The organism is Ramlibacter sp. (assembly GCF_035548915.1).
GTDB lineage: Bacteria > Pseudomonadota > Gammaproteobacteria > Burkholderiales > Burkholderiaceae_C > Ramlibacter.
Genome location: NZ_DASZSE010000047.1, coordinates 131487 through 157278 on the forward strand (window position 1 = coordinate 131487; position 25792 = coordinate 157278).

Below are 25792 nucleotides of genomic sequence, written 5' to 3' on the forward strand. Positions count from 1 at the left end.
CTCCTGGGGTTGGGGCTTGCCGCGATTCTAAGGAGTGCGCAGACACGCACCCCGCCGCCGGTCCCGGTTTCAGGCCCCGAACTTCGGCACCGGCGCCACCGTCACCGCGACCTTCAGCGTGTGGTTCGCTCCGCCCTGGATCACCCCGCGCATCGGCGACACGTCCGCGTAGTCGCGGCCCGTGGCGAGGCGCACATAGTCTTCGCCCGGGGACCGGTCGTTCGTCGGATCGAGGCCCATCCATTCGCCCGCGCCGTCGGCGCGCGGCAGGTAGAGCGCGAGCCACGCGTGCGAGGCATCCGCTCCCACGAGACGCGGCATGCCCGGCGGCGGCTCCGTGAGCAGGTAGCCGCTCACGTAGCGCGCGGCCAGCCCGAGGCTGCGCAGGCACCCGAGCATCACGTGCGCGAAATCCTGGCACACGCCCTGGCGCAGCTCGAAGGCTTTCAGCGCCGGCGTGCCGACGTCGGTGGCCGCGGCCACGTATTCGAAGTCCTCGTGGATGCGATGCATCAGCTCGCGCGCCGCATCCACGAGCGGCCGCCCGGCCGTGAAGCTCGACAGCGCGTATTCGAGCAAGCGTTCGTGACGCGGAACGTAAGTCGAGGCGAATGCGAAGCCGGCCGCGGGGTCGTAGTGCGAGCCGCGCTGATAGCGCATCCGCTCGCGGGCATCTTCCCACGAGATGTCGTTGTCGATCGGCGGCGTGGTCGTGGTCGACACCAGGCTGTCGGCCACCACCTCGAGGCGCTCGTGCACCGACTGAACACTGAAGTACGCGCGCGTGTTGCCGAATACGTCGACGCCTTCGCGCAACTGCTCGGGCTCGGGGGCGATGCGCAGGCGATGGCTCGCGAGCCGCTGATGCGCGTCGTGCGCGGGCTTCAGATGCGCCATGTGCTGCGCCGTTTTCACAGGCGGCGCATAGACGTACTCGTTTTGATGAACGACGCGCAGCAGCATGTCGAAGGAAAAAGGAACTGCGGGGTAATTCTGGCTTTCAGGCGCCGACACTGTAGCGCGCCTCGCCCGCGTGGGCGAAGTAGCGCACCGTGAGATCGTCGGAGAGCCGGTACGCCGACTCGACGCACTGGGCAAGCAGCCGCATCAGGTAGGCGTGGCGGCCATCCTCGTCCACCGAGCACACGGCATCGAGCGACCACTGCGCCGGATCGGGCACGTCCTGCACGATGTCTGGCATTTCACCGGCAGGCGTGCCCTCGAGCCTCGCGAGCCGCCCTCGCAGCGTCTGCGCGACCCAGCCGAGCGAGCGCGGATTGTCGCGGTCAAGCACGAGCAGATCGAGCAGCGCGGGGATGTCGTGGCGCTGCTGGTAGTTCGCGTGGAAGGTGATCGTGCTGTCGAAGAGCGACACGAGCGCCTCGAAGCCGCTTTCGTCGTGCACGGCGCCGGTGTCGAACGAGATCGCCATCGCCGAGGCGAGAAAGGCGAGCCGCTCCAGGTGCCTGCCGCTCGAAAGCAGCCGCCAGCCGTTGTCGCGCGTCATGCGGTCGGTCTGCGCGCCGGTCATGGCGGCCGTGCGTCCCGAAAGCGTTTCGAGTACGCGCAGCGCCTCCATCGAGGAGAACTCGCCGTCCCCCCGCGCCTCTTCGCAGCCCGTGTTGAATTCCTGCTCCGCGCGCACGATCACGTTCCAGGTTTCCTGCGACAGCCGCTCGCGCACGGCCGACGCGGAAGCTCGCAGCGCGGCGAGGTTGAAGCCTACGCTTGCCGACTCCTGCGTGTCCCCGAGCGCCGCGATCACCGAGCGCTCGAAGACGCGGCGCGAGCCGGTGGCGGGCGGCACCGCCTCGTGCACGAGCCCGTTGGCGACCGAAGTCTGCGTGAGCCATGCGAGGAGGGGCTGCGAAGTCTGGTCCTCGCCGCCGAGCGATTCGAGCACGAGCCGGGCAAGGCGCGCGGTGTTCTCCGTGCGCTCGGTGTAGCGGCCGAGCCAGAAGAGGTTCTCCGCGGCGCGGCTCGTCACGGCGCGCCGCCGGTGCTTGATCTCGGTGGACGGATGCTCGAAGTGATGCAGCAGGCTCGTCGTGTCGACCTCGCCGTGCGTGAGCACCCAGGTGTCGGCGCTGCTGCCGCCGCGCTGCATCGAGGCGACGTCGTTCGCCGCGCTCGCGATGCGCGTGAGCCCGCCGGGCAGCACGCGCCAGCTCCGCGGCCCGTCCGACACCGCGAAGACGCGCAGCATCGCGGCACGCGGCACGATGCGGCCCGAACTCCAGGTGGGCATCTGCGCGAGCGGCAGGTACGCCTGCACCGTGTGCTCGTCGGGTTCGCGCGCGATGCGGCCCGCCCACTCGTCGAGCTCGCGCCGCGACAGCGACTTGCCGAGCACGGCGGTCGCGCCCGCACCCACGTACGTCGGCTTGATGACCCCCGTGCGCAGCTGCGGCAGAGCGGCGTCCAACGTCGCGCGTTCGCCGCACCACCACGTCGCGATCGAAGGCAACTTCAGGTCTTCCTGCAGCAGGTGCCGGCTGAGCCCGGGCAGGAATCCGAGCAGGCCCGTCGACTCGAGAAAGCCCGAGCCCGGTGCGTTGGCCACGAGCACATTGCCCGCACGGATCGCCTGCAGCAGGCCCGGCACGCCCAGGTGCGAATCGGCGCGCAGTTCGAGCGGATCGAGGAATTCGTCGTCGAGGCGCTTCAGCACGCCGTGCACGGGCTCGAGCCCCTTCAGCGTCTTCAGGTAGAGGCGTTCGTCGCGCACCGCGAGATCGCTCCCCTCCACGAGCGTGATGCCGAGGTAGCGCGCGAGATAGGCGTGTTCGAAATACGTCTCGTTGTACGGCCCGGGCGTGAGCAGGACGATACGGGGCTCGCCGTCGCCGCTCGGGCACATGGAGTACAGGCTCTCCAGCAGCGCGCGGTAGGTGGCGGCGAGTCGCTGCACGCGCAGATCGCGAAACGCTTCGGGAAAGAGGCGCGAGATGACGAGGCGGTTTTCGAGCAGGTAGCCGAGCCCCGAGGGCGCCTGCGTGCGCTGCGTGACCACCCACCAGAGGCCGTCCGCGTCGTGCGCGAGGTCGAACGCCGCGATGTGCAGGTGCGTGCCGCCCGCGGGGCGCGCGCCGTGCATCGCGCGCAGGTAGCCCGGATGGCCTTGGACCAATGCGGGCGGCAGCAGGTTGGCGGCGAGCAGTTCCTGCGCTCCGTACACGTCGGCCATGATGCGGTCCAGCAGCCGCACGCGCTGCAGCACCCCGGCTTCGATCTGCTGCCAGCTTTCGGGCGTGACGATGAGCGGAAAGAGATCGAGCGACCACGGCCGCTGCGGCCCGTCGTCGTCGGCGTAGACGTTGTAGGTGATGCCGTTGTCGCGCACCTGCCGCTGGAGGTTGGCGGTGCGGTGGTCGAGATCGGCGAACCCTTCGAGGCCGAGGTTGTCGAAGAAGCGGGCCCAGTGCGGCGCGGGCGGTGCGTTGGCGCCCGCGGACGTACCGCGCAGTTCGTCGTATTGACCGGGGGACGGGACGGGCGCCAGCGACGCCGCCAGCGCGGGCGGCGTCTCCACAGCATCGGTGCCGAACAGCGATTCGATCGATCGGTCCAAGCGGTGACATTAGCACACACGGAAGGCGCCAGCATCGTCGCGCCGGAGCGCGAGACTTCAAGCGCATGCGCGTTGGATGCACCCGATTGCCTTGAGCGCGCATGCGCCGTAAATTCGCGCAATTGTCCGGAGAAGTCGCAATGCGTCATGGAATCGTCTCCTCGCGGTGGGTCGCACTGGCTCTGCTCGCGTTCACCGCCCGTGCGGCTTTCGCACTGCCGCCCGGCAACATCGAGCGCGGCAAGTACCTGATGGATTCGGTGGTGGCCTGCGGCAACTGCCACACGCAGCGCGGGCCGCAGGGCGAGCCGCTGATGGACAAGGGTCTGTCCGGCGGCATGGTCTTCGAGGAGAAGATGTTCCGCGCCGTCGCCCCCAACATCACGCCCGATCCGGAGACGGGCATCGGCAAGTGGACGGACGACCAGCTCGCGAAGGCGATCCGCGAAGGCATCCGCCCCGACGGCAGCGTGATCGGCCCGCCGATGCCGATCGGGTTCTATCGCCACATTTCCGACACGGACCTCGCTGCGATCGTTGCCTATCTGCGCGCCCAGCCGCCCGTGAAGCATGCGGTGGAGAAGTCGAAGTTCAACATGCCGCTGCCGGCGAGCTACGGCCCGCCGGTGAAGAGCGTGAAGGCGCCGCCCGCGGGCAGGACGGTGGCGTACGGCAAGTACCTGACCGACATCGGCCATTGCATGGACTGCCACACGCCGCGCGACGACAAGGGCATGCTGGTGAAGGGCAAGGTGGGTGCGGGCGGCCAGGTGTTCCCGGGGCCGTGGGGCGAGAGCGTGTCGCGCAACCTGACGCCCGATGCGACGGGCCTGAAGGGCTGGACCGACGAGCAGATCGCGCACAGCATCCGCACCGGCACGAACCGTGAAGGTCAGCCGTACAAGCCGCCGATGGCCTTCGACTGGTACCGCAACATCGGCGACGACGACATGGCCGCGATCGTGAAGTACCTGAAGTCGCTGAAGCCGATCAAGATGGGTGGCTGAGGCGGGTCGAGCGTTCACGCCGGACGCGTGCGGCCGGACGCGTGCGCGCAAGGGCGCTCGCCGCGGCTGGGCCGCTGCGAGCGCGCGTGGCCTGCAGCGTGCGGCGTGCCGGCGCTACTGCTTGTTCTTCATCTTGCCCTTCGGCGCCACCAGCGTCACCGGGGGCGTGGGGCGATCGGACGTCGTGTCCTTCGGCGGTGACGAATCCTTCTTGGGTTTCTTGACCATCTTGTTGCTCCGCTGGTCGCCTTTGGGCATGGTGCGCTCCTCGACTTACGATGCAGCGAAATGTAGCACCGCCCGCGCGACCGGTCGGGGTGCGCCGCATGCCGGTCACCTCCCCCCGCGATCGCGCGCGTACCGCGTCGCGCCGATCATGGATCACCCCGAGCCGTCGGATGCGAGAGAACCTAGTTGATCGCCGCTGCTGTCACGGATGCCTGAAGAATCGCAAGCGCCTCGTCGACCTCGCCCGCCTGCGCGATGAGCGGCCCCGAGAACGCCAGCGTCGCGCCGCGAGTCGGCATCGGCAGCAGGCCACGCTCCACGCACTCGCGGTAGATGCGCTGCACGAGCCGCGCCGTCGACGCATCGTCGCCATCCACGTCGAAGCGCACCGAATACATCATGCCCGCGCATTCGAATCCGCCGACTGCCGCGCTCTGCGCCGCCATGCGTGAGAGTTGCTCCGCGATTCGCGGCTCATGCTCCTTCGCGCGTTCGGCGAGCCGCTCGTCCTCGAGCACATCGAGCGTCGCGAGCCCCGCCGCCGCGCACAGCGGATTCTTCTCGTGAGTGAAATAGCCGAGATTGAGCGACGGGGAAATCGTGAGCGGCCGCGCCAGCAACACGGCCGCCATCGGCAGCACCGCGCCACCGAGCGCCTTGCCCACCGTCACGATGTCGGGTTCGACGCCGAACGAATGGAAATTGAACATCCTTCCCGTCTTGCCGAGCCCGGTGGCGACCTCGTCGAGCACGAGCAAAGCGCCATGACGCCGGCACAGCTCAGCCACCTCGGGCCAGTACCAGTCAGGTGGCATGTGCGGGCCGTTGCGAATCGTCTCGCCGACGAGCGCCGCGATGTCCGCATGATGAGCGAACGCGACCCGTATCGCATGCAGCGACCTTCGCGCCGTTTCCTCGGGGCCGACCGCGTATTCCTCGCGCACGATCGGGTAGTGCGGCGGCACATGGATGCATCCGGGCAGGAGCGGCCCGAGCCCGCGGGTGTCGAGCGGCCGCCCGCCGATGCTGAGCGCGCCCGCGCTGCGGCCGTGATACGAATCGAGAAACGACAGCACCTTGTAGCGGCCCGTCGCGGCCTTGGCCGCGCTCAACGCAATTTCCGTGGCGTCCGAGCCGGTGCGAGCGGCGATCACCTTGCCTTGCGGCCACCTCGCGAGCATGAGCAGCCGCTGCGCCAGATGCACGCTTTGCGATGAGGTGAGCCCGCGCGGCACGAATGCATTGCGCCCGAGCTGATCCGCGATGGCGGCGAGCACGCGCGGATGCCGGTGGCCGATGTGGTGGCAGTTGTTGCCGTAGAAATCGAGATAGCGGCGGCCCGACTCGTCTTCGATGTGCGCGCCCTGCGCGCGCGAAATCGCGAGGACGCACACGTCGTCGCTCGCGCCGCGCACCGACATGCGGTCGTCCTGCGCGAGGATCTCGCGCTCCGCGGGGCCGGCTCGTTCGTATTGCCACGAAGCTTGCCCGGCAGGGAGTTCTGCGGCACGGCGGCTGGGACTCATCGGAAATCCTTCTTGACGGGGGTGGTCAACTCATTTAACGTTACATCAAATCGGCCGCCGATTGCAAGAGAGGCAGGAGCTGGTCTCTGCAGGCGATTGGTAAACCGATGCTCCGTCCGACAGGTATAACGTTACATGAACCTTCCCCGATGAGCGCCCTTCACGAAGCCTCGGATTCGGTCGCGCCGAAGGCGGCGGCGCAGCCGAAGCTGGTCGTGAGCGATGTGGTGAAGGAGTATCCCGCCGAGGCCGGACCCGTGTTCCAGGCGCTCTCGCGCGTGAGCCTGAGCGCGCCCGATGGGCAGCTTCTGTGCCTGCTCGGCCCGAGCGGCTGTGGCAAGACGACGCTTCTGAACCTCATCGCGGGATTCCTGCAGCCGACTGCCGGCAGCGTGCGCATCGACGGCACCGCGGTCACGCAGCCGGGCGCGGATCGCGGACTTGTCTTTCAGGACTACGCGCTCTTTCCTTGGCTCACGGTGCGCAGGAACGTGCAGTTCGGCCCGCGCATGCGGGGCGCGAGCCGCGAAGAGCAGGAGCGCGTCGCCGAGAAGTACCTGCGCATGGTCGGACTCGAAAGCTCCGCCGAGCGGTATCCGCATCAGCTCTCCGGCGGCATGAAGCAGCGCGTGGCGATCGCGCGCGCGTTCGCGAACAAGCCCGGCGTGCTGCTGATGGACGAGCCCTTCGGCGCGCTCGACGCGATGACGCGAGAGACGCTGCAGGAAGAACTGCGGCGCCTTTGCGCGCTCGAGCCGCGGCTCACGATCTTCGTGACGCACAGTGTGCCCGAAGCCGTGTACCTTGCCGACCGCGTCGTGGTGATGGCCGCGCGGCCGGGGCGCATCATCGCGGACATCGTGCTCGACGAGCCGCATCCTCGCGACCGCACGTCCGAGCAGTCGGTCGCACGCGTGCGCGAGATTCGTGCGCTGTTGCAGACCGGTCCGCAGCCGCGCGAGCCGCACGAGCCGAAGGAACCGCACGAGCCGCAGGAACCGCGGGAGCGCGCCGCATGAAGACGCTGCAGATCGCCATCGTCTCGGCCGCGTCGATCCTGTTCGGGCTCTTCGTCTGGTGGCTCGTTGCCTATCTGAAGCTCGCCAACCCGATGCTGCTGCCCGGGCCGGCCTCGGTCGCCGCCGCGGTGTGGGAAATGATCGCCGACGGCACGCTCATCCGCCACCTCGCGATCAGCTTCGCGCGCGCGCTCGGCGGCTTCGCCATCGCCGCGGCGGTCGGCGTGCCGGCGGGCATTCTCATCGCGCGCTTCAAGTGGGTGGGCGCGGCGCTCAACCCCTGGGTGGAACTGCTGCGCCCCGTGCCTCCGATCGCCTTCCTGCCGCTGGCCGTCCTCTGGTTCGGCATCGGCGAGACGTCGAAGGTGATCGTGATCAGCTACGGCGCGGTGTTCCCGATCCTCCTGAACACCATCCACGGCGTGCGCGCCATCGACAACTCGCTGCTGCGCGCCGCGCGGGCGCTCGGTGCGTCGTCGCGCCAGGTGTTCATCTACGTCGTGCTGCCCGCGGCCACGCCGAGCGTCGTCACGGGTCTCCGGCTGGGCGCGGGCATGGCGATCTTCGTGCTCGTCGCCGCGGAGCTGATCGGCGCGAGCAGCGGGCTCGGGTGGCTCATCACCGATGCGCGCGAACACTTTCTGACCGATCACATCATGGTCGGCATCGTCACGCTCGGCCTGCTCGGCTGGGCGATCAACCGCGCGCTCCTCGCGCTGGAATCCCGCCTCATCAAGTGGCGCCCTCCCTCGGAAGACTCATGAAAGGAAGATGATGACGACGACATCGCCCGGCCGAGCGTTCGGCCTCCTCAGGCACGCGGCGGCTCGCGTGTTCGCATGCGTGTTCGTGTGCCTGCTCGCGCACCAGGCCGTGCAGGCCCAGCCCGCCGCGCCGGACGTGAAGCGGCTTCGCCTCATGACGACTTCCGACGTGCAGATCGGCGGCCCCTGGTTCGTCGCGGCCGGCAAGGACTTCTTCAAGGCCGAAGGCTTCGAGAACGTGGAGATCGTGCAGTACCCCTCCGCGCCGCCGGCATTCCCTGCGTTCATCACGGACGACATCCAGGCGATGGCGGTCGCGGACCAGCCGATGTTCGCGCTCGCCGCGGGCGGCCAGCCCTTGAGCGTCTTCGGCATCTACTCCGACATGACGGGCCTGCACGGGCTGATCGGATCGGCCGCCGTGAAGACCGCGAAGGACCTCGAAGGCAAGAACGTCGCATTGCCCAAGGGCAGTGTGCTCGAGTTCTACCTGCGCAGGTTCTGCGAGGCGTACGGCTGCGACCTCTCGAAGGTGAAGGTCATCAACATGTCGGCGCCCGAAGCCGTGACGGCGCTCGTGGCGGGTTCCGTCGACGCCGCCGCGCTCTGGCAGCCCTTCATCGACCGCGCCATCGCGGGCAAGCCCGAGCTGCACATGCTGCACTACCAGAACGTCTCCAGGATGCCGCATGCCGAAGGCCCGAAGCGCCTGCACAACGCGACCGCGGTGCTCTTCACCAAGCAGGCATTCGCCAAGGAGCATCCGAGCACCGTCGACGCGCTCTTGCGCGTGCTCGACCGCTCGATGAAGTACATGGCGCAGAACCCGAAGGACGCGGCGGCGCTGATGGCCAAGGCGCTCAAGATCGAGCCGGACACGGCGCTGCGCTACGAAGAGGCGGTGCGCTTCGGCTTCAACTACACCCCGCAGAACCTGGGCGAGCTGCAGAGCACGGCCAATCGCCTCGCCGAAGAAAAGCTCATCAAGCGCGACGTGAACTTCGAGCGCGAAATGCTCGACCCACGGCCGTATCGCCAGCTCGGCGCGACCGCCGCGCGCTGACCGGGAGCCTGCACCGATGGCATGGCGCATAGGCATCGACACCGGCGGCACGTTCACCGATGTGATTGCCTGCGACGAGGCGAGCGGCCAGTGGCTCGAACGCAAGGTCTGGACCGTGAAGGCGACGCCGGGCAAGAGCATCCGGGCCGCCCTGGATGCGCTCGGCATCCCGCTGGAGGACATCGCGACGGTCGTCTACGGCACGACCGCCGTCACCAACGCCCTCGTCGAAAACAAGCTGGCCCGCGTGGCCTTCGTCGCGACCGCCGGCTTCGGCGACGTGCTGGAGATCGCGCGGCAGCGGCGCAATGTCGTCTTCGACCTGAAGGCGAGGCACCGGCCGCCGCCGCAGGTGCCGCACGGGGATTGCTTCGAAATCGACGAGCGCACGCTCGCGAGCGGCGAGGTGGAAACCGGGGTGCGCACCGAGGACGTGGCGGCGCTCGCTGCGCGAGTCTCACCCTATGACGCCGTCGCCGTTTCGCTGCTGCATTCCTATGCGAACCCGGCGAACGAGCAGCGCGTGGCGGAGGTGCTGTCGCGCGAGTGCCGGTTCGTGTCGGTATCGCACGACGTGTCGCCGGAAGCGCGCGAGTACGAGCGGGGCGCGTCCACCGCGCTCAACGCGGCGCTGCTGCCGATGATGGCGAGCTTCGTCGATTCACTTGCGCAGGCGGGCATTCGCGAAGGCCACCTGCATCTCTTCCACTCGGCCGGCGGCATGCTGTCTCCGCGTGCGGCGGCAAGGTTTCCATTGATGCTCGCGATGTCCGGCCCCGCCGCGGGCGTGGAAGCGGCGGCGGAGGTGTGCAAGCGCATGCACATCGAGCGGGCGGTGACGATGGACATGGGCGGCACCACGACCGACTGCAGCCTGGTGCTGGACGGTCGGCCGCAACTTCAGATGAGCGGCAGCATCGGCGCGCACCCGATTCGCCAGCCGATGATGGCCGTGGATTCGATCGGGGCCGGCGGCGGCTCGATCATCCGCCTGACCGCGAACGGCCTGCAAGTCGGACCGGACAGCGCGGGTGCGTCGCCGGGGCCGGCGTGCTACGGCCGCGGCGGCGTGGAGCCGACGCTCACCGATGCCTTCGCGGTGCTCGGCTACTTCGGCACGGGCGCGGGCACGCACCGGCCGATCGAGATCGACGTGCGAAGGGCGCGAGACGCGTTCGCACCGATCGCACAGGCGCTCGGCATCGACGTGGAGGCCGCGGCGCTCGGTGCGCTCAAGGTCGCCAACGCGGTGGCCGCGCGATCGCTCAAGCGCATCACGATGGGGCAGGGGGTGGACCTGCGCACCTGCGAACTCGTGGCTTACGGCGGTACCGGTCCGATGCTCGCGGCGCACTTCGCGCAGGACGTGGGCATCGCGAAAGTGGTGGTGCCCGCGAGGTCGAGTTCGCTTTCCGCATTCGGCTGCATCTCGTCGCGCCCGTCGTTCACGCGGCAAAGGACGGTCGCGGGCGGCGTGGAGCAAACCGATCGCGGCAAGATCGAGAGACTGCTCGACGAGCTGGCCGAGACGGTGACGTCCGAGCTCGCTTCCGACGATGCGCGCGTGCGGTATTCCGCCCTCATGCGCTACGCGGGCCAGAGCTCCGAGATCGAGGTTCCGATCGATCGGCCCGTCGAACTGGAGCGGATGGGCGACGACTTCCACCGCAGGCATGAGGCGCTCTACGGCTTCAGCGCAGACGAACCATGGGACTGCGTCGCGCTGCGTGCGACGGCGCTGGGCGAGAGGCGCGAGCTCTCTCACGAGACTGTGCCCATTGCCGAAACCGCGCCGCGGCCGGTGGCCCACGCGCGCATGTACATGCAAGGCCTGGGTCTTTGCGACGCGCTCGAATTCCATCGCGGCGACCTGGGCTCGGTGAGGATCGACGGCCCCGCGCTGATCACCGACGAGGTGTCCACCATCGTCGTGCCGCAGGGGTGGTCGGCGGTGAAGGCATCGGGCGAACACATCATCCTGGAACGACATGACAAGTGACGACGCGCAGGCAGGCTCGCGCGACATCTTCGCGATGGAAGTGGTGCGGCACGGGCTCGCTTCCATCGCCGACGAGATGACGGCGGTGGTGATGCGCGCCGCGCGTTCGCCCGCGCTGCGCGAGGCGGGCGACCTCTCTTCGGCGCTCACCGACGCGCAGGGCGGCATCATCGCGCAGGGCAACGATCTGCCGATTCACCTCGGCGTGATGGCGACGACCGTGAAGGCGTTGATCGCCACGGTCGGCCTCGCCGCGATCCAGCCGGGCGACGTGTGGATCCTGAACGACGTGGAAGTCGGCGGCAATCATCTGCCCGACGTGAAGATCGTTCGCCCGGTGTTCGTGGCAGCGGAACTCGTGGCCTTCGCCGTGTCGCTCGCGCACTGGGCCGACGTGGGTGGCGGCATGCCGGGCAGCTACCACGCCGCCGCCACGGACCTGTGGCAGGAGGGCTTGCGCATGCCGCCGGTGCGGCTCGTCCGGGCGGATGCGTACGTCGAGGACGTGCTCGCGCTCGTGAAGGCGAACGTTCGCGGCCCGATGGAGCGCGAGGGCGACATCCGCGCGCAGGTCGCGGCACTGCGGTTCGGCGAGAAGCGGCTGCTGGAACTCGTGGAGCGCGTCTCGCTCGCGGGCTTTCGCAGCGCCATCGCGCAGCTGCATTCGCTCGCGGAAAAGCAGATGCGCTCGGTCGTCGCGTCGATACCGGACGGCACGTACTTCGGATGGGATCGTATCGATAGTGACTATCGCACCGGCGGCTCGCCTCGCGTGGCGGTGAACGTGACCGTGCGCGGCAGCGACATCGACTTCGACTTCACGCGCTCGGACGACGCGATCCGCTCGCCGCTCAACACCACGCGGTTCGTCGCGAATTCGGCGGTGCTCTACGTGCTGAAGGCCATCGCCGGCGAAGAGATCTACCATGCGGACGGCCTTGCGCGCTGCATCACGCTGCGCACGCGCAAGGGCTCGATCGTCGATCCGCCGCTCGGCCTGCCGGTTGCCGCGGGCAATCACGAGACGTCGCAGCGCATCGTGGATGCCATCGTCAAGGCGCTGGCGCAGGCGATTCCCGAACGCGTGTGCGCGGGCGGATGCGGAACGGCGGGGCTCTTGATATTCTCGGGCCAGCGCGGCAACGGGAACTGGTGGACGTTCTACGAAACGCACGGCGGCGGCGAGGGCGCGCACGCCCATCGTGACGGTTGTTCGGCGACGCGCGTGCATCTCTCCAACATGGCCAACACACCCGCCGAATTCGTGGAACGCGAATATCCGCTGAAGGTACTGCGCTCCGCCGTCCGAGCCGGCTCGGGTGGACACGGCCGCCACGCCGGAGGCAACGGCATTCGCCGCGAATATCTCGTGTTGCAGGACAAGGTGATGCTCACGACCGTCTTCGAACGCGGCGTCATCGCGCCCTACGGATTGTTCGGCGGCGAAGACGGTGCCCCCTTCAGGGTGACGATTCGACGCGGCGGTGAGACGCAGGCGCTCGACGGCTGCGCCAACACGCAGCTGGCCGAAGGCGACGTGGTGATCGTCGAGAGTGCGGGCGGCGGGGGCTATGGCTCGCGCGTCGCGGCGCCGTCCGCAGGTGCTGCGGTCGTCGAACATGGCACTGGCTGACCGGCCCACGCTGTCGGACGTGGCACGCGAGGCCGGCGTGTCGGTCATGACCGTGTCCAACGTCGTGAACGGCCGCGCGTCGGTCGGGGCGGAACTGCGCGAACGCGTGCTTGCCACGATCCGGCGTCTCGGCTATCGGCCGCAGCAGCATGCGCGCGGTCTGCGCCTTTCGCGTTCGTGGGTGGTGGGCATGCTCTTTGTCATGCACAAGCCGGACATCCTCACGCTGCCGTGGGTGGGCGCCATGCTTTCGGGCATGAGCAATGCGTTCAGCGAGAGCGGGTACGGCCTTCTGGTCGACACGCAGAGTCCCGAGACACTGGACCGATCGGTGCTGCTGAAGTGGCGCCATGCGGACGGCATCATCGCCATGCTGTCCGGCACGCCGCAGGAGCGGGCGAAGATCTGGGACCGCTTCGCGCCGGGCCAGCCGGTGGTGGGCATTCAGGAGACGCTCGCGATGCGCAAGTACGGCGATTTCGCGAGCGTGGGACAGGACGACCACGGCGCGGCCCTCGAGATCCTGCAGTTGCTGCTGCGCGCGGGCGCGCGGCGCATCCGCTTCATCGAACCCGATTACTCCTGGCCGAATATGGCCGAGCGCAGTCGTGCGGGGCGTGAAACGATGGCGGCGACGCGGGGGGTGGAGTTCAGCGTGCTGCGTTGCGCGAGCGACAACTATCGCGCCGTGGAGGAGCAGGTGCGCGCGGACTTGCAGTTGAGAGGCAAGCCCGATGCGTACATGGCGGGCAACGAGGCGATCGCGCTGGCGACGCTTGAAATCCTGCAGAACCAGGGGCTGAAGGTGCCGGACGACGTGATGGTGACGTCCTTCAATGCGTTCGATGTGTGGAACTACGTGAGGCGGCCGGTGACGACGGTGCATTTCCCGGCGGATGCGATCGGGGCGAAGGCGGCGGAGCTGATGCTCGAGCGGCTGGCGCAGGGGAAGTTCCCGCAAAGGAAGTTCGTGTTCGCGGGGGAACTGCGGGTGGGGGATACGACGCGGTTGAGGGTGGGGAAGCAGTGAGGCGAGCCTGTGCACAGATGTGCGCGCTTGCGGCTTGATCGAACGAGAATGAGTTGGCTGCTGGCAGGACCGATGCAAAACTCAGGAACTCGGGAAGAAGGCCGCATCGATGGCCGCAACGAACTCCGTCGCGGATTGAACCGCCCACTCGGCGAGTTCAGGCTTCACAGCATCGCCACGGTAGTCCGAGGCAAGCCGAAGGTCTTCGGCCTTGTTGAGAGTGCGCCCGAGGTCGTGGCTCACCAGACCTGTCTTCACCAGTCGCATGCTGAATGCGGAAATCAGGCCGCTGTGCGTCTTGAGCTGTTCGGCGCGGAATGCGCCGCCTGCGATCTCCAAGGCTGCTCGAGCCGCGCTGAACATCGCGTAATAAGCGCGATTGCAGGCACCGTCTGAGTCGCCGTGTTCAAACAACAGCTGAGCCGATTCCGCAGCGACACGTGCCTTTCCGATCCACTGCTTTGCATTCAAAGGCGGATGCCCTCGCGACGGATGTTGGCGAGCAGCCGGGGATTCGGCGAGTCCTTCGGGTGGTCCCATTCGGACTGCCAGATCGGCAATGGGGAAACGCGGATACCCGTATCCAGCAATACGTCGTAGGCAAGATCGCTCAGCTGCATCTGGGCATTGACGATGCTGTCGGGACCCGATTCCTGCGGGAGGATCACTGCTACGTCGGCGTCGCTGTCCGGCCTTGCGTCTCCTCGTGCGCGGCTGCCATAGAGGATGGCATGCTGGACCGGTAAGGCTGCCGACGCCTTCTTCAGGAATGCTGAAACCGCCGCGCGAGTGGGGGGGTCGACATGAACGGCAGTTTTGGCGGGGCGCATTCGATAATTGTGCTGCATTCAGGTGCGGGCGTGCAAAGCTTTGAACGCGCCACCCAGTGCCATCGAAACCGCTGCGTCACCGGCCTCAGAACTTCCCGAACCTCCGATACGCCTCCTGCGGATCCACACCCGCGAGGATCGCGGTGCGCACCTTGTTCTCGGTCCCGATGGCAGCCTCGGACTGCGTCACGACTTCTTCGGCGATCGCCTTCGGCACGCGCACGAGGCCGTCGCGGTCTCCCAGGAGATAGTCACCCGGCGCGACGATCACCTCGCCGATGCGGATGTCGACGTCGATGGCACGCGGCAGCCAGTAGCCCACGATGTCGCGCGGCGTGAACCCGCGCGACCACGTCTGGAAGCCCATGTCGATGAGGAAGTCGACGTCGCGCACGAACCCGTCGGCCACGCAACCGAGCACACCCTTGTTCTTCAGCGTCTCGGCAGAGAGCTCGCCCATGTGCGCGACCACGCGGTCGTTCGGCTGCGACACCCAGATATGGCCGGCCCTGGCCTTGGACAGCAGACCGGTCCACGCGAGCAAGGTTTCGTGCGCATCGGCGCGAGGATCGACCCGGCCGTCGATGGTGAAGGCGGGGCCGGCAAAGCGGCGCTCGGGAAAGAGCGGGCGCAGCTCGGGCGGGAAGGTGAAGTCGCGCAGGCCCATGCCGCGCATGACGTCGTGCACGACGCCGGTGTAGCACTGGGCGAGGCGGTCGGCGATCGGATCAACCATTCGGCGTTTTCCCTTGTGAATCTCCAGCCCATTCGCGAAGCTGTCGCAGTCGCCCGGGCGTCAGGATCGAACCGAGGCGCACGCCGAGCTCATGGTACGACTCCCACTGCGCTTCGTCGAAGAACTGGTCGCCGGTGGTCTGTTGCGGGAACACGCCGTTGCGCGATGCATAGCTCGCGGCATCGAGCGGCAGCCCGGGAACGACGCGCGGCTTCACGATCACGAGCGTGCCGCGAGCGCCGCCGTTGTACCGGATGCGCCCGAGCAGCAGCCAGCGGTCGCCTTCACGCTTGCCGATGGCCTCGTCGCCCGATCCGCGCGGCAGGCCCACCGCGCGGCGCAGTTCCGCGTCGGGGTCCTCTTCGAGGTTGCCCTGCCACGCCTTCGGAAGCACGAACTCGATGCGGGCCGCATAGTCGATCGCGGCCTTGCGCACGAGGTTCTCGACATCGTCGAATTCGTACTTCGGGTCCGCGCCGCAGTCCGCGACCACGATCAATTCGACCTCGCGCTTGAGCAAGGCGTACACAGCGGTGTTCTCGAAATGGCCGCCGTCCGATACGTACCATTGCGGGCTGCGCAGGCCCGGGAAACGGGCGAGGCATTCGGCCTTCAGCATCTGGAACCGCCGCATCTTCCTCACCTTGGAATCGGGCCGCTGCCCGAGCATCGAAGGCTGCCAGTAGCCGAGCCTCAGGCCCGACAGGAACAGCAGCGCCGCCGCGCCCGGCGTGGTCTGCGAACCCATGCCGGAACTCGCCGCGGCGCCGGAGACCGCGATCCATTGCGAGAGCGTGCCCGGCGGCGGCGTGCCGTCGGGCATGTGCGTGCCCGTTTCCACGCCGAGCGAACTCACGGTGAGCGCCACGCCCTTGCGGTCGGCGTTGTAGAGGTCGGTGCGGTCATCCACCGTCTGGTTGACGCAGCAGTTGACGAGGTGGATCGGCCCGCCGGCTGTGTGCGGGCGGTGTTCGGCAAGCGCGATGTCGTCGCCATGCATTGCCTCGGTGATTCGCATCCTGTCTTCGATGCCGACGACCGCTTCCTTGGGCTCCAGGATCTTGGTGTCGAAGCGCTCGTCGTTGCCCGTGGAGACGTACGCGCGCTCGAGCCGCGCGCGATAGAAGTTGTGCAGCGACGAAAGATTGAGCGTTTCGAGGCCATTGCGCGTGGACCACACGTAGAGCACCGCGGCGGCCGAGACGACCACAAGGTGAAGCAGAGACGCGAGCCGGTCGGAGAGGTCCGGTGCGAATGGCCACGCCGTCGAAGGCAACACGAGCCATTGCACGAACATCGTCCACACCAGCGCGACGATGGCCAGGAACACGAGGCCGACGATGTTGATCGTCTGCGAGGTGCCGAGCCGGCTCATCACCGCCTTCACGTTCTCCCGCCCGGTTTTCCAGTGCGACATGATCCAATGCCCCACCGCGACGAAGGCGGCCGCGCCCGGAAATCCGATGCGCAGTGCCGCCTGCCCGAACCATCGCACGAGCTCGTACGAAACGATGTCGATGAGGCCCACGATCGCCACGAGGAGAAAACCCGCAAGCCATTTGCCCAGTGCCTTCGTGTGTCTGAGCCGCGCGGGGCCGAGCTCGAGCTTCGCCTTTCTTTCGCGGCCGCGCACGGCGAGCGCGGCCGCGGGCGTCCAGAGGAGCGGATAGGCGAGCACCGTCGCGAGGCATGTCCACACCGAGGAGGCGGGAAGCGAGGAGATCAGCTTCCAGCCCACGGCGAAGGCGACGATCGTGGCGATCAGGGTCACGGCCACGTCGACCCGGCCGGATTCGACGTCGTCGTTGGATCGCGAGAACCAGTACGCGAAGATTTCGCGCCCGACCAGAAACAGCGGCAACGCGGCAGCCCACCACCAGACGCTCAGATGGTGGGTTCGAACGATTTCCGTCCACGACTCTCCCGCTGCATGCGTGCCGGGAAGCCAGAGCAGGGCCACGGGCAGGGCCAGCATGGCGCACGCGGCCAGCACCATCAGCATGCCGACTTCGAAGTGCGTCGACAGCGTGCCGCGAAAAAGCGATGCGAAGGCCTGCAGCACGTCGCGCATGCCCGCGGGCGTGAGGTAGCGGCCGTTGTTGCGCAGCCACCAGAGGAGCACGCTGTCATCGCGTGCGAGGCCCGCGTACACGTCCTGCGGCTTGCGGCCATCGCGAAACAGCCGTGCGAACGCGGCGCCGACGTAGCCGCCGCCGGAGACTGTCGAGAGGTAGTCCACGTGCGGCAGGGTGCCGGCCTTGGCCAGCGCGCGCAGCAGGCCGAAGCAGAAGGTGGCGCTGCGAATGCCGCCGCCGGAGAGGGCGAGGGCGACGCGAGGGGCGATGACTTTGTCCGGCTCGGTGGGGACGGCCGCTGCCGTCCTGCGGGACGCGATCAGCAGATCTTCCGCGGCGGTGGGGCTGGTGGTCGCGTCGCCGATGGCCTGATTCGTGTCCATGCTTTGCTCCTCACGCGTTTCGCGGATGTCGGGAGGCAGGCTAGCAGTGTCGGGAGGCGGGTGCGTCCTCCATTCGAAGGAGGAAGCGAGGGCCGCGTTCGCCGATCTCTGGAATTCAAGACAGCAAACCGGCTTCCTCCATCGAAATCGCGGCGTCCTCGGTGGTGACGATGTGGTCCAGCACGCGAATATCGACCAGGTCCAAGGCAGCCCGAAGGCAATGGGTCAGTGCAACGTCCTCTGGGCTCGGCAGGCACACGCCGTCAGGGTGGTTGTGATGGAGGATGACGGAGGCCGCGTGCATGGAAAGAGACTGTTTCGCGATCTCGCGCGGGTAGACGGCTGTCTGCGTGAGCGTGCCTCTGAACATCCGCTCGTATTCGATCATCCGGCCGCGAGCATCGAGGTACATGACGGCGAATACCTCGTGGGTGAGGCCTTGGGCCTGGAGGCGGAGATAGTCCTTCACAGCCTGCATGGTGGGAAAGACGTCGCGATGTCGGAGACGGGTGGTGAGGATGCGGAGCGCGCGGCGGATGGCTTGATCTTCGTCGTCGCCGTTGGCGCAAGGGCGTTCGATGGCATCGTTGTCTCTTCCACCCGAGCCGTACCGGCAGGAATCCGATCTCGATCTTTCGTTCATCCTTGTTCTCGAACAAGACTGCGTTGAGCGTTGGGCGGTACCGTGTGTGCCGGGTCGAGCGCGTGTCGAGTCTCCGTCGCTGAAAGCTCGTGACCTTCGGGTTGCGCGACGTGCCTATAGGCCGTGGACTATAGGCCTCATTGCCGAGAAAGTCCAGCCATGGCGAATGCCCGGGTTCCAGGTGTCGGACCGATCTTCGGGGACGTGCTGAAGCGCGTCCGAATCAAGAAAAAGCTATCTCAGGAGGAGCTTGCTTTCGAGGCAGGCGTCGATCGCACATTCGTGTCGCGGCTCGAGCGCGGACTCAAGCAGCCCACCATCACGACCCTGATCGGCCTGGGAGTCGCGCTGGGCGTATCCGCCGCGGATCTGGTTCGGGAGACGGAAAGGGAATATTTGCGCCAACAGGCGTGATGCGCGGCGCTGGCGTGAAAAGCCCACTCTCGTGGAGACCAGCGTTACTTCGCCCAGCTGTCCTTCAAGCCGGTAATCCTGTTGAAGACGGGACCATCCGTTGTTCGGGATGCGTGCGGGTGCATCCGCTGCGCAACGAAATAGCCGTGTCTCTCGAACTGGACCTTGTCATCCCATCGGAATGAGGCGAGCGAGGGCTCCACGTACGACGTGAGCACCTTGAGCGACTGGGAATTGATCTCCTCGCGAAACTCATTGTCCCTTGCGCCCGGCTGCGCAACGCGGAACAGGCGGTCATAGAGCCTCACTTCCGCCTGGATGCCGTCGGCAGCGCCGACCCAGCTGATGGTGCCCTTGACCTTGATGGCATCGGCTCCGGGCGTCCCGCTTTTCGTGTCGGCGATGAGCCTGCCGCGCACTTCGGTGACGGCGCCGGAAGAGTTCCTGATCGCGCCGGTGCATTCCACCACATGCCCATACTTCAACCGCACCTTGTTCCCCGGAAACAACCGGAAGAACCCCTTGGGTGGCGTGTCCTCATAGTCGGTGCGTTCGATCCACAGCTCCTTGCCGAACGTGAATTCGCGCTTCCCCCGCTCGGGCGCGTGCGGATGCACCGGCGCCGTGCAGGGGTCGAGATACCCCTCGCCCATCAGCTCATCCCAATTCGTGATCACGAGCTTCACCGGATCGAGCACCGCCATCGCTCGCGGCGCTTTCGGATCGAGATCGTCGCGCAGCGCCTGCTCCAGCACCGAGTACTCGATCCAGCTATCGGCCTTGCTGACGCCGATCCGCTCCGCGAACAATCTGAGTGACTCCGGCGTATACCCCCGCCGCCGCAGCCCCACGATCGTCGGCATCCGCGGATCGTCCCATCCGTCCACATGTCCTTCATCCACCAGCTGCCGCAGCTTCCTCTTGCTCGTGACGACGTAGGTGAGATTCAACCTCGCGAACTCATACTGCCTCGGATGCGGCGTCTCGATCAACCCGCCCTCGGCCAGCCGATCCAGCAGCCAGTCGTAGAACGGGCGCTGGTCCTCGAACTCCAGCGTGCAGATGCTGTGCGTGATGTTCTCCAGCGCATCCTCGATCGGGTGCGCGAACGTGTACATCGGATAGATGCACCACTTGTTGCCCGTGTTGTGATGCTCCGCATGCTTGATGCGATAGATCGTCGGGTCCCGCATGTTGATGTTCGGGCTCGCCATGTCGATCTTCGCGCGCAGCACCGCGCCTCCGTCGGGCAGCTTGCCGTCGCGCATCTCGCGAAAACGCGCGAGGTTCTCTTCGGCCGAACGCGACCGATACGGCGAATCCACGCCCGGCCTGCCGAAGTCGCCGCGGCTCGCGCGCATCGCCTCGGCCGACTGTTCGTCGACGTAGGCGTTTCCGCTCTCGATCAGGTACTCGGCCGCGCGGTACATGAAGTCGAAGTAGTTGCTCGCGTGGTAGTCGTGGTTGGTGCCGTTCGCCTCCCACGTGTAGCCGAGCCAGTGCACGGCGTCGCGGATCGCGTCGACGTACTCCTGCTCCTCCCGCTCGGGGTTCGTGTCGTCGAACCTCAGGTGGCACACGCCGCCATAGTCCTGCGCCAGCCCGAAGTTCAGGCAGATGCTCTTCGCATGCCCGATGTGCAGGTAGCCATTGGGCTCGGGCGGAAAACGCGTGCGGATCTTCGCGGGGTCGGGCACGCCGTCCTCATGGTGCTGCCGGTCGCCGGGGCTGCCGCCCCATTTGCGATCCGCATAGGTGCCTTGCTCCAGGTCGCGCTCGATCACCTGGCGCAGAAAGTTGCTCGGCTTGCCCGAAGTTGGGACGTCTTTGTCGGGGGATGAGGCCATATGCAACAGATTTTGTCATGATTGCTGCACTGCACTGGCCGCAGGGTCGGGTTACCTCCCGCAACGTCTTTCACGCACGAGTGGTGCGCGGCGCCATCCGTGTCCCGTTAAATCGGCAGGTCCTTCACGGCATGAACTCCAAGGAGCAAAAGATGAAACTGATCCGTTCGATTCTCGTGGCCGGTCTGGCCACGCTCGGGGCCATCGGCGCGGCGCAAGCCGCGGGGCATGTCTACTGGTCCGTCGGCATGGCCGCCGCACCGGGGGTGACCATCGGTCTCGGCAACGCCGCACCTGTGGTCGTCGCGCCAGCGCCGGTGTACGTCGCGCCCGTGTACGCGCCCGCGCCCGTCTATGCCACCGCGCCCGTCGTGTACGAATCCGTGTACTGGCAGCCCCGTCGCGTCTACTACCCTTCGTCACACGTTGTTTACGTGCGCGGCGGGCATCGGCACTGGCATCATTAATGCTTGCATCGCCAACGCCGAGGTCTCAGGCCACGGTTGGTTCTCCAAGGTGATGTTCGCCCCGCGTGCGTTTTCGCACCGGGGCGTTTTTCTGCGGGTGTCAGTAGGAAGAAGATTTTCCGCGCGGGCGGCAGCCGGGTTTGGCCAGCGGGTCGCCGGGGTTCAGCGCCTCTGCCATGGTTTCCTTCATCCTGAGCTGCGCACGCAGGTACGGCCGGACGCTCTCCGAACCATAGCCGCTTCGCCCCTTGTCGCCAGTCTTGTCGCCCGCCGCGCCATCCGCGGCGCTGGCACGGCCGGTCCCACCGGCCGGCCTGCACGCCGCCCCGTCCCGCGTTGCACTCGTTGCACTTGTTCTGCGCGCCTCGGGCAGCCCCTCGCCCGGGCGATCTCTGTCTGCACGTCCCACGATTCGTATTCCTTCAGTCTCGAGTGCTACTGTGCGACTGCGAATACGTCTTGCATGCAGGCTTTGTAAAGCGTTCACAGTCGGACAGTGCCGACCCGGCCGAGCACACCGCAGGGGCACAAGGGCGCACGGCGAGGGGAAAAAAAGAACCCCCAGGTTCGCACCTGGGGGTACCAATGCCAGTCGCGGGACGGAGGGCCGGACCAGCTCACCCCGGAGGAGGAGGGGACTCAGAGGAGTCGGGGTGACCGTGACGGAGAGCCGCCTGGCTCTCCGTGCAATTCAGTGCCGTTAGTAGAAGCGGTTCGCCGGAACCTCTGTGTAGGACGCAACCGACGCGAAATGCCAGACGGCGGCTGAAGCGGTACGGCCGGGTTGCGGCCTTCCTCACGAAACCTCACATCGCCTTGAACAGATGCGCGTAGAGGCGGCTCACGGGCAGCTTTTCCTTGCGGCCGCGCATCGTCAGATGCATCTTGCCCGCTTCGTCGCGCGTGACGCTTTCGATCGCGCTCGAGCGCACGACGGTGCCGCGATGAGTCTGCCAGAACTCCTGGGCGTCGAGCTGCGGCAGCAGCTCGCGCAGAGGCGTGCGGATCAGGTATTCGTGGTCCTGCGTGAGGACGCGCACGTACTTGTCCGCCGCCTCGAAGTAAAGCACTTCGTCGACGGGCACCATGCGGATCGCATTGCCGACGCTCGCCTGGATGACCTTCAGGCTGTGCTGCCGGGTCGAAGCCGAGCCTGCGCCCAGCAGTCCACGCAGCTGCGCCATCGTGGCTTCGAGATCGGCGCCGTCCTTGTCGAATTGCTTCTCGCGCTGGGCGAGTGCGTCCTTCACTTTCGCTGCCGTCTTCTGCAGGCGGGCGCGCTGCACGGGCTTCAGCACGTAGTCGATCGCCTGCGTTTCGAAAGCCTGCACCGCGTACTGGTCATAGGCCGTAACGAACACGAGCGCGGGAAAGCGCCTGTCCTGCGGCCATTCGTCGGCAAGCTCCGCGGCGGCTTCCAGGCCGCCTTGACCGGGCATGCGAATGTCGAAGAAGAGCACGTCGGGCAGGAGCTTGAGCGATTGGTCGACGGCGGAAGCGCCGTCGCCGACCGTCGCGAGGACGTCGAGCTCCGGCCACACCTGGCCCAGCTCGGCGCGCAGCGCGTGCGCGAGCAGCGGTTCGTCTTCGGCGATGAGGGCGGTGGGCATCAGGCGAGGGGGATGTGGATTTCGGCGGCGGAGCCTTCGCCCGGGGTGCTGTGAAAGCGCAGAGAGGCGGAGGGGCCGTAGACGGCGGCGAGGCGTTCGCGGACCTGGGCGAGGCCGAAGCCGCTGGATTCGTCGCGCGCGACGCCCTGGGTTCCCGCTTTCGCGGGAATGACGGAACGGGGGGCGGGTATGACGGGGGACGATGCGGGTATCACGGGGGAGGACGCGGGTGTGACGGCAGAGGCGCCGGCATACACCGAGGCGGGCGTCGCTGAAAGGGTTGACGCATCGGCGAAGCCAACACCCGTATCCCGAATTTCCAGCACCAGCTCGCCCGCCTCCGTGCGCGCACTCACCGTCACCGCGCCGCCATTCACCTTCGGCTCCAGTCCATGCCGGATGCTGTTCTCCACAAGCGGCTGCAAGAGGAGCGCGGGCACACGCACGTGCGCCAGATCATCGGGCACGTCGATGCGATACGAAAGCCGCGGCCCCATGCGGATCGCCATCAGCTCCAGGTAGTCGCGCAGCCGCTCGCACTCCGCTTCGAGCGGATGCATCGTCGAGCGCGACGCATTCAGCGTCGCGCGCAGGTACGCGATCATGTGGTCGAGCATCTCCTGCGCGCGCGGCGGGTCCGCGCCGATCAAGGCGCGAAGGTTCGCGAGTGTGTTGAACAGCATGTGCGGCTCGAGCTGCGTTTCGAGCAGCTTCAGGCGCGCTTCGTTCGCATGCTGGCGCGCCTCGGCCATCTTGCGTTGCAGATACGCGCTCTTGCTCAGGCTGTAGAAGTAGTAACTCGCCGCGACGCCCGAGAGCAGCGTGACGAGCATCGAATTGCGCAGGTCGACGTTCGCATCGATCGGCGGGCCGCCGGCATAGAGGCCCAGGGTGCGGCACAGCACGTCGCCGATCCTCGATCCGGCGAAGAAGCCCACGACGATGCTCACGAAAGGCAGCGCAATCCCGCTTGCGCCTTCCGGCCAGCCCGTCTCGCGCGCGGAGGGCACGAAGTGGCGCCCCATGTCGATCAGGAACCAGATGCTCGTGCCGATCGCGATCGAATACGCCACGAGGCTCGCATACGGCCGGTCGGCCATGAACACGTACTGCACCGTGGCGATCACGAGGCAGAACGCCAGCACCTGCAGCAGGTGCCGCAGCTTGGCGATCCAGTCGATCCTCATCGGCCGTCCAGGCGGTCCTGCTCGCGCTGCAGGCGCTCGCGCTCCCTCTGCACCAGGTTTTCGCGCAAGCCGCTGCCCTGCCCGAGGATGAAGACCGAGATGCCGTGCAGCGCGAGCCCGAGTCCCCATCCGAACACCGGCCCGAGGCTCCAGCGGCGAATGCCGAAGCCCTGTTCCGACATGAAGTACAGGCCCGTGTTCACGATCACGTACACGGCGGCATGGAAGTACCAGCCGATCTTCGCGGCCGCGCGCTTGCGCGCCAGGCGTTCGATCTCCTCGGTGGAAAGTCGCTCGGGCATGGTTTGGAGGGAATTGTAAGTTGCGAGGTTCGCGTTGCGCATCGCCGTCAATCCCCGCGGGTTCTCACAAGGTTCTCACCAAGGTTCTCACCACGGGTCGCGCTGCAGTTCGAGCTTGCTGCGTTCGCGCTCGACGAGGTTCGCGTAGAGGCCGCTGCCGCGGCCGAACACGAACACCGCCAGGCCGTGCATGCCGAGGCCGAAGGCCCAGCCGAGGGCGGGGAAGGCGATCCACGGCTTGCCGGAGACCGATGCGACGGTGGCGAGCAGCAGATTGACGGCGACGAAGACGGTGGCGTGGACGTACCAGCCGATCTTGGCGTTGGCGCGCTTGCGGGCGAGGCGGTCGAGGTCGTGGTCGGTCATGACGAATGCTCCTTGGAAAAGTGGTTGCGACAGGAATATCAACGGGCTTGCAGGGTGACGAAGCCGGCGGGCACCCCACCGATTGCCATGCGCGCGATCCGCAGCGCCCGCCCCGCGAAGATTCCGCTCATCGCGCCATACAGCGTCGCGATGGACAGCGCGAAGTCGCCATGCGTCTTCAGTTCGGGATGGATCGCGACGTCCACGCTCACCACGTACCGCGTGAAGAAGATGCCGAGGATGAGAAGCATCGGCACCCAGCTGCCGCTCATGCGGAAGACGCGAGTGTTCGCGTCGTAGCTCACGCCTTCGGGCGCACCGAGGCGGCTGAATCCATAGACCACGATCGCAACGGCCGCGAGCCAGGGCAGGATCACGTTCATGCCCGCACCGAATGCGCCGAGCATGCCCCACACCGAGTACGCACCCAGCGCCACCGGCAGGATCAGGATGCGCGCGAGGCTCGCGGTGCGGTCGCGCGTCTGCAGATAGCCGACCACCACGAGCGCGGCGAGCAGCCCCCAGACCCAGGCGGGCGTCCCCGAAAGAACCTGCCTCACGAACCCGGCCGAAGGCAGCGATCCCCAGAGCATCGAGCCCAGCAGGCGGCTCGGCAGCAGCGTGAAGGCACCGGCCACGACGCAAGCCCCGATGTAGAGCGACTGCATCGTGATGCGGTGCACGCGGATATCGCCCCGCGCCAAGGCGCGGAAGGCGCGGTACAGCGCGAACAGCGACACCGGGATGAGCAGATGGATCGGCGTGAACCCGGCCACATTGGGGAACTGCGTGTCGCGAATGAAGAAGGCCGAGACCGCCGTGACGATCATCAGCGTGACCCATGCGTAGCCGAACGCGCGGTGCAGCTTCGGCCGCTGCTGCCGGCCGCGCCGGGCCCAGAGCGCGACGGGTCCGATGACGAGCGCGCCGATGGCGGCCGTCATGTGGATGAGAATGGTCGGGGTGAGTTGCATGGGGGGTCTCCGTCCTTGAATGGAAGGGACTGTGCCCAGACTCCCTCGAGGGGGCCACCGGCATGGGACGAAACGCCCGCCGCGTGGCGCGAAACGCAGAAGCGCCGGGGCGAAATTC

23 protein-coding genes are annotated in these 25792 nt (G+C 67.2%); 9 read left to right on the forward strand and 14 right to left on the reverse strand.

Features of this window, described 5'->3' with window-relative positions; genetic code table 11:
• Positions 1-69: 69 nt before the first annotated feature.
• On the reverse strand, positions 70-963 hold the full coding sequence (locus VHA82_RS21210) for a transglutaminase family protein (protein WP_325547153.1): 894 nt from the start codon (positions 961-963) through the stop codon (positions 70-72).
• A 37-nt stretch (positions 964-1000) separates the two neighbouring features.
• Positions 1001-3571 carry a circularly permuted type 2 ATP-grasp protein gene (locus VHA82_RS21215; protein ID WP_325547154.1) on the reverse strand — a complete coding sequence of 857 codons (2571 nt, stop codon included), beginning with the start codon at positions 3569-3571 and terminating at the stop codon, positions 1001-1003.
• Between the two features lie 140 nt (positions 3572-3711).
• Here VHA82_RS21215 and VHA82_RS21220 point away from each other — a divergent pair, with 140 nt between their 5' ends.
• Positions 3712-4578 carry a c-type cytochrome gene (locus tag VHA82_RS21220; protein WP_325547155.1) on the forward strand — a complete coding sequence of 289 codons (867 nt, stop codon included), beginning with the start codon at positions 3712-3714 and terminating at the stop codon, positions 4576-4578.
• A gap of 410 nt (positions 4579-4988) precedes the next feature.
• On the opposite strand, the gene VHA82_RS21225 is transcribed toward VHA82_RS21220, so the two are convergent.
• Positions 4989-6332 (reverse strand): aspartate aminotransferase family protein, encoded by a 1344-nt coding sequence (locus VHA82_RS21225; RefSeq protein ID WP_325547156.1) that lies wholly within the window; start codon positions 6330-6332, stop codon positions 4989-4991.
• Between the two features lie 149 nt (positions 6333-6481).
• Here VHA82_RS21225 and VHA82_RS21230 point away from each other — a divergent pair, with 149 nt between their 5' ends.
• The 6 genes from VHA82_RS21230 to VHA82_RS21255 are packed head-to-tail and all read left to right on the forward strand — an operon-like array spanning position 6482 to position 13840.
• Positions 6482-7351, forward strand: a complete 870-nt coding sequence (locus VHA82_RS21230) for an ABC transporter ATP-binding protein (protein WP_325547157.1) — start codon at positions 6482-6484, stop codon at positions 7349-7351.
• Positions 7348-8115: an ABC transporter permease gene (locus tag VHA82_RS21235; RefSeq protein ID WP_325547158.1), complete on the forward strand. Its 768-nt coding sequence runs from the start codon at positions 7348-7350 to the stop codon at positions 8113-8115. Before VHA82_RS21230 ends, VHA82_RS21235 begins: the two co-directional genes overlap by 4 nt.
• Before the next feature lie 10 nt (positions 8116-8125).
• Positions 8126-9178: an ABC transporter substrate-binding protein gene (locus VHA82_RS21240; protein ID WP_325547159.1), complete on the forward strand. Its 1053-nt coding sequence runs from the start codon at positions 8126-8128 to the stop codon at positions 9176-9178.
• 16 nt (positions 9179-9194) lie between these two features.
• A complete protein-coding gene (locus tag VHA82_RS21245) occupies positions 9195-11177 on the forward strand; it encodes a hydantoinase/oxoprolinase family protein (protein WP_325547160.1) in 1983 nt (660 codons plus the stop codon).
• Positions 11167-12810: a hydantoinase B/oxoprolinase family protein gene (locus tag VHA82_RS21250; protein ID WP_325547161.1), complete on the forward strand. Its 1644-nt coding sequence runs from the start codon at positions 11167-11169 to the stop codon at positions 12808-12810. The genes VHA82_RS21245 and VHA82_RS21250 overlap by 11 nt, the downstream gene beginning before the upstream one ends.
• On the forward strand, positions 12797-13840 hold the full coding sequence (locus VHA82_RS21255; RefSeq protein WP_325547162.1) for a LacI family DNA-binding transcriptional regulator: 1044 nt from the start codon (positions 12797-12799) through the stop codon (positions 13838-13840). Before VHA82_RS21250 ends, VHA82_RS21255 begins: the two co-directional genes overlap by 14 nt.
• 81 nt (positions 13841-13921) lie before the next feature.
• Here the strand turns inward: VHA82_RS21255 and VHA82_RS21260 are convergent, their stop codons facing one another.
• The 5 genes from VHA82_RS21260 to VHA82_RS21280 form a co-directional block, all read right to left on the reverse strand.
• Entirely contained in the window at positions 13922-14311 is a 390-nt protein-coding gene (locus VHA82_RS21260) for a HEPN domain-containing protein (RefSeq protein ID WP_325547163.1), read from the reverse strand.
• A complete protein-coding gene (locus VHA82_RS21265) occupies positions 14308-14670 on the reverse strand; it encodes a nucleotidyltransferase domain-containing protein (RefSeq protein WP_325547164.1) in 363 nt (120 codons plus the stop codon). Before VHA82_RS21265 ends, VHA82_RS21260 begins: the two co-directional genes overlap by 4 nt.
• An 85-nt stretch (positions 14671-14755) precedes the next feature.
• Positions 14756-15406, reverse strand: coding sequence for an RraA family protein (locus tag VHA82_RS21270; RefSeq protein WP_325547165.1), 651 nt, complete (start codon positions 15404-15406; stop codon positions 14756-14758).
• Positions 15399-17864, reverse strand: a complete 2466-nt coding sequence (locus tag VHA82_RS21275) for a patatin-like phospholipase family protein (RefSeq protein WP_325547166.1) — start codon at positions 17862-17864, stop codon at positions 15399-15401. Before VHA82_RS21275 ends, VHA82_RS21270 begins: the two co-directional genes overlap by 8 nt.
• Positions 17865-17979: 115 nt before the next feature.
• Positions 17980-18507, reverse strand: coding sequence for a JAB domain-containing protein (locus tag VHA82_RS21280; protein ID WP_325547167.1), 528 nt, complete (start codon positions 18505-18507; stop codon positions 17980-17982).
• A gap of 159 nt (positions 18508-18666) precedes the next feature.
• On the opposite strand from VHA82_RS21280, the gene VHA82_RS21285 reads away from it, so the two are divergent.
• Positions 18667-18921, forward strand: coding sequence for a helix-turn-helix transcriptional regulator (locus tag VHA82_RS21285; protein WP_325547168.1), 255 nt, complete (start codon positions 18667-18669; stop codon positions 18919-18921).
• A 44-nt stretch (positions 18922-18965) separates the two neighbouring features.
• Here VHA82_RS21285 and VHA82_RS21290 read toward each other — a convergent pair whose 3' ends face one another.
• Complete coding sequence (locus VHA82_RS21290; protein WP_325547169.1) at positions 18966-20768, reverse strand: glutamine--tRNA ligase/YqeY domain fusion protein; 1803 nt, start codon at positions 20766-20768, stop codon at positions 18966-18968.
• Positions 20769-20920: 152 nt separating this feature from the next.
• On the opposite strand from VHA82_RS21290, the gene VHA82_RS21295 reads away from it, so the two are divergent.
• Positions 20921-21235 carry a hypothetical protein gene (locus VHA82_RS21295; protein WP_325547170.1) on the forward strand — a complete coding sequence of 105 codons (315 nt, stop codon included), beginning with the start codon at positions 20921-20923 and terminating at the stop codon, positions 21233-21235.
• An 806-nt stretch (positions 21236-22041) separates the two neighbouring features.
• On the opposite strand, the gene VHA82_RS21300 is transcribed toward VHA82_RS21295, so the two are convergent.
• From VHA82_RS21300 to VHA82_RS21320, 5 genes are all read right to left on the reverse strand, one after another.
• Positions 22042-22845, reverse strand: a complete 804-nt coding sequence (locus tag VHA82_RS21300) for a LytTR family DNA-binding domain-containing protein (protein ID WP_325547171.1) — start codon at positions 22843-22845, stop codon at positions 22042-22044.
• On the reverse strand, positions 22845-24032 hold the full coding sequence (locus VHA82_RS21305) for a sensor histidine kinase (RefSeq protein WP_325547172.1): 1188 nt from the start codon (positions 24030-24032) through the stop codon (positions 22845-22847). Before VHA82_RS21305 ends, VHA82_RS21300 begins: the two co-directional genes overlap by 1 nt.
• A complete protein-coding gene (locus VHA82_RS21310) occupies positions 24029-24334 on the reverse strand; it encodes a 2TM domain-containing protein (protein WP_325547173.1) in 306 nt (101 codons plus the stop codon). The genes VHA82_RS21305 and VHA82_RS21310 overlap by 4 nt, the downstream gene beginning before the upstream one ends.
• Before the next feature lie 87 nt (positions 24335-24421).
• The gene (locus VHA82_RS21315; RefSeq protein WP_325547174.1) at positions 24422-24700 is read right to left on the reverse strand and encodes a 2TM domain-containing protein; all 279 of its coding nucleotides are present in this window, start codon (positions 24698-24700) and stop codon (positions 24422-24424) included.
• Positions 24701-24738: 38 nt separating this feature from the next.
• Positions 24739-25674, reverse strand: coding sequence for a DUF6622 family protein (locus VHA82_RS21320; RefSeq protein ID WP_325547175.1), 936 nt, complete (start codon positions 25672-25674; stop codon positions 24739-24741).
• Positions 25675-25792 lie beyond the last annotated feature (118 nt).

What these genes read in the sequence shown, in the direction of transcription:
- VHA82_RS21310 (WP_325547173.1), bottom strand. Translation starts at nt 24,334, where the DNA reads ATGCCCGAGCGACTTTCCACCGAGGAGATCGAACGCCTGGCGCGCAAG.
- VHA82_RS21255 (WP_325547162.1), top strand. Translation starts at nt 12,797, where the DNA reads ATGGCACTGGCTGACCGGCCCACGCTGTCGGACGTGGCACGCGAGGCC.
- VHA82_RS21250 (WP_325547161.1), top strand. Translation starts at nt 11,167, where the DNA reads ATGACAAGTGACGACGCGCAGGCAGGCTCGCGCGACATCTTCGCGATG.
- VHA82_RS21235 (WP_325547158.1), top strand. Translation starts at nt 7,348, where the DNA reads ATGAAGACGCTGCAGATCGCCATCGTCTCGGCCGCGTCGATCCTGTTC.
- VHA82_RS21225 (WP_325547156.1), bottom strand. Translation starts at nt 6,332, where the DNA reads ATGAGTCCCAGCCGCCGTGCCGCAGAACTCCCTGCCGGGCAAGCTTCG.
- VHA82_RS21300 (WP_325547171.1), bottom strand. Translation starts at nt 22,845, where the DNA reads ATGCCCACCGCCCTCATCGCCGAAGACGAACCGCTGCTCGCGCACGCG.
- VHA82_RS21220 (WP_325547155.1), top strand. Translation starts at nt 3,712, where the DNA reads ATGCGTCATGGAATCGTCTCCTCGCGGTGGGTCGCACTGGCTCTGCTC.
- VHA82_RS21280 (WP_325547167.1), bottom strand. Translation starts at nt 18,507, where the DNA reads ATGAACGAAAGATCGAGATCGGATTCCTGCCGGTACGGCTCGGGTGGA.
- VHA82_RS21265 (WP_325547164.1), bottom strand. Translation starts at nt 14,670, where the DNA reads ATGCGCCCCGCCAAAACTGCCGTTCATGTCGACCCCCCCACTCGCGCG.
- VHA82_RS21275 (WP_325547166.1), bottom strand. Translation starts at nt 17,864, where the DNA reads ATGGACACGAATCAGGCCATCGGCGACGCGACCACCAGCCCCACCGCC.
- VHA82_RS21305 (WP_325547172.1), bottom strand. Translation starts at nt 24,032, where the DNA reads ATGAGGATCGACTGGATCGCCAAGCTGCGGCACCTGCTGCAGGTGCTG.
- VHA82_RS21210 (WP_325547153.1), bottom strand. Translation starts at nt 963, where the DNA reads ATGCTGCTGCGCGTCGTTCATCAAAACGAGTACGTCTATGCGCCGCCT.
- VHA82_RS21320 (WP_325547175.1), bottom strand. Translation starts at nt 25,674, where the DNA reads ATGCAACTCACCCCGACCATTCTCATCCACATGACGGCCGCCATCGGC.
- VHA82_RS21315 (WP_325547174.1), bottom strand. Translation starts at nt 24,700, where the DNA reads ATGACCGACCACGACCTCGACCGCCTCGCCCGCAAGCGCGCCAACGCC.
- VHA82_RS21295 (WP_325547170.1), top strand. Translation starts at nt 20,921, where the DNA reads ATGAAACTGATCCGTTCGATTCTCGTGGCCGGTCTGGCCACGCTCGGG.
- VHA82_RS21290 (WP_325547169.1), bottom strand. Translation starts at nt 20,768, where the DNA reads ATGGCCTCATCCCCCGACAAAGACGTCCCAACTTCGGGCAAGCCGAGC.
- VHA82_RS21270 (WP_325547165.1), bottom strand. Translation starts at nt 15,406, where the DNA reads ATGGTTGATCCGATCGCCGACCGCCTCGCCCAGTGCTACACCGGCGTC.
- VHA82_RS21240 (WP_325547159.1), top strand. Translation starts at nt 8,126, where the DNA reads ATGACGACGACATCGCCCGGCCGAGCGTTCGGCCTCCTCAGGCACGCG.
- VHA82_RS21285 (WP_325547168.1), top strand. Translation starts at nt 18,667, where the DNA reads ATGGCGAATGCCCGGGTTCCAGGTGTCGGACCGATCTTCGGGGACGTG.
- VHA82_RS21230 (WP_325547157.1), top strand. Translation starts at nt 6,482, where the DNA reads ATGAGCGCCCTTCACGAAGCCTCGGATTCGGTCGCGCCGAAGGCGGCG.
- VHA82_RS21245 (WP_325547160.1), top strand. Translation starts at nt 9,195, where the DNA reads ATGGCATGGCGCATAGGCATCGACACCGGCGGCACGTTCACCGATGTG.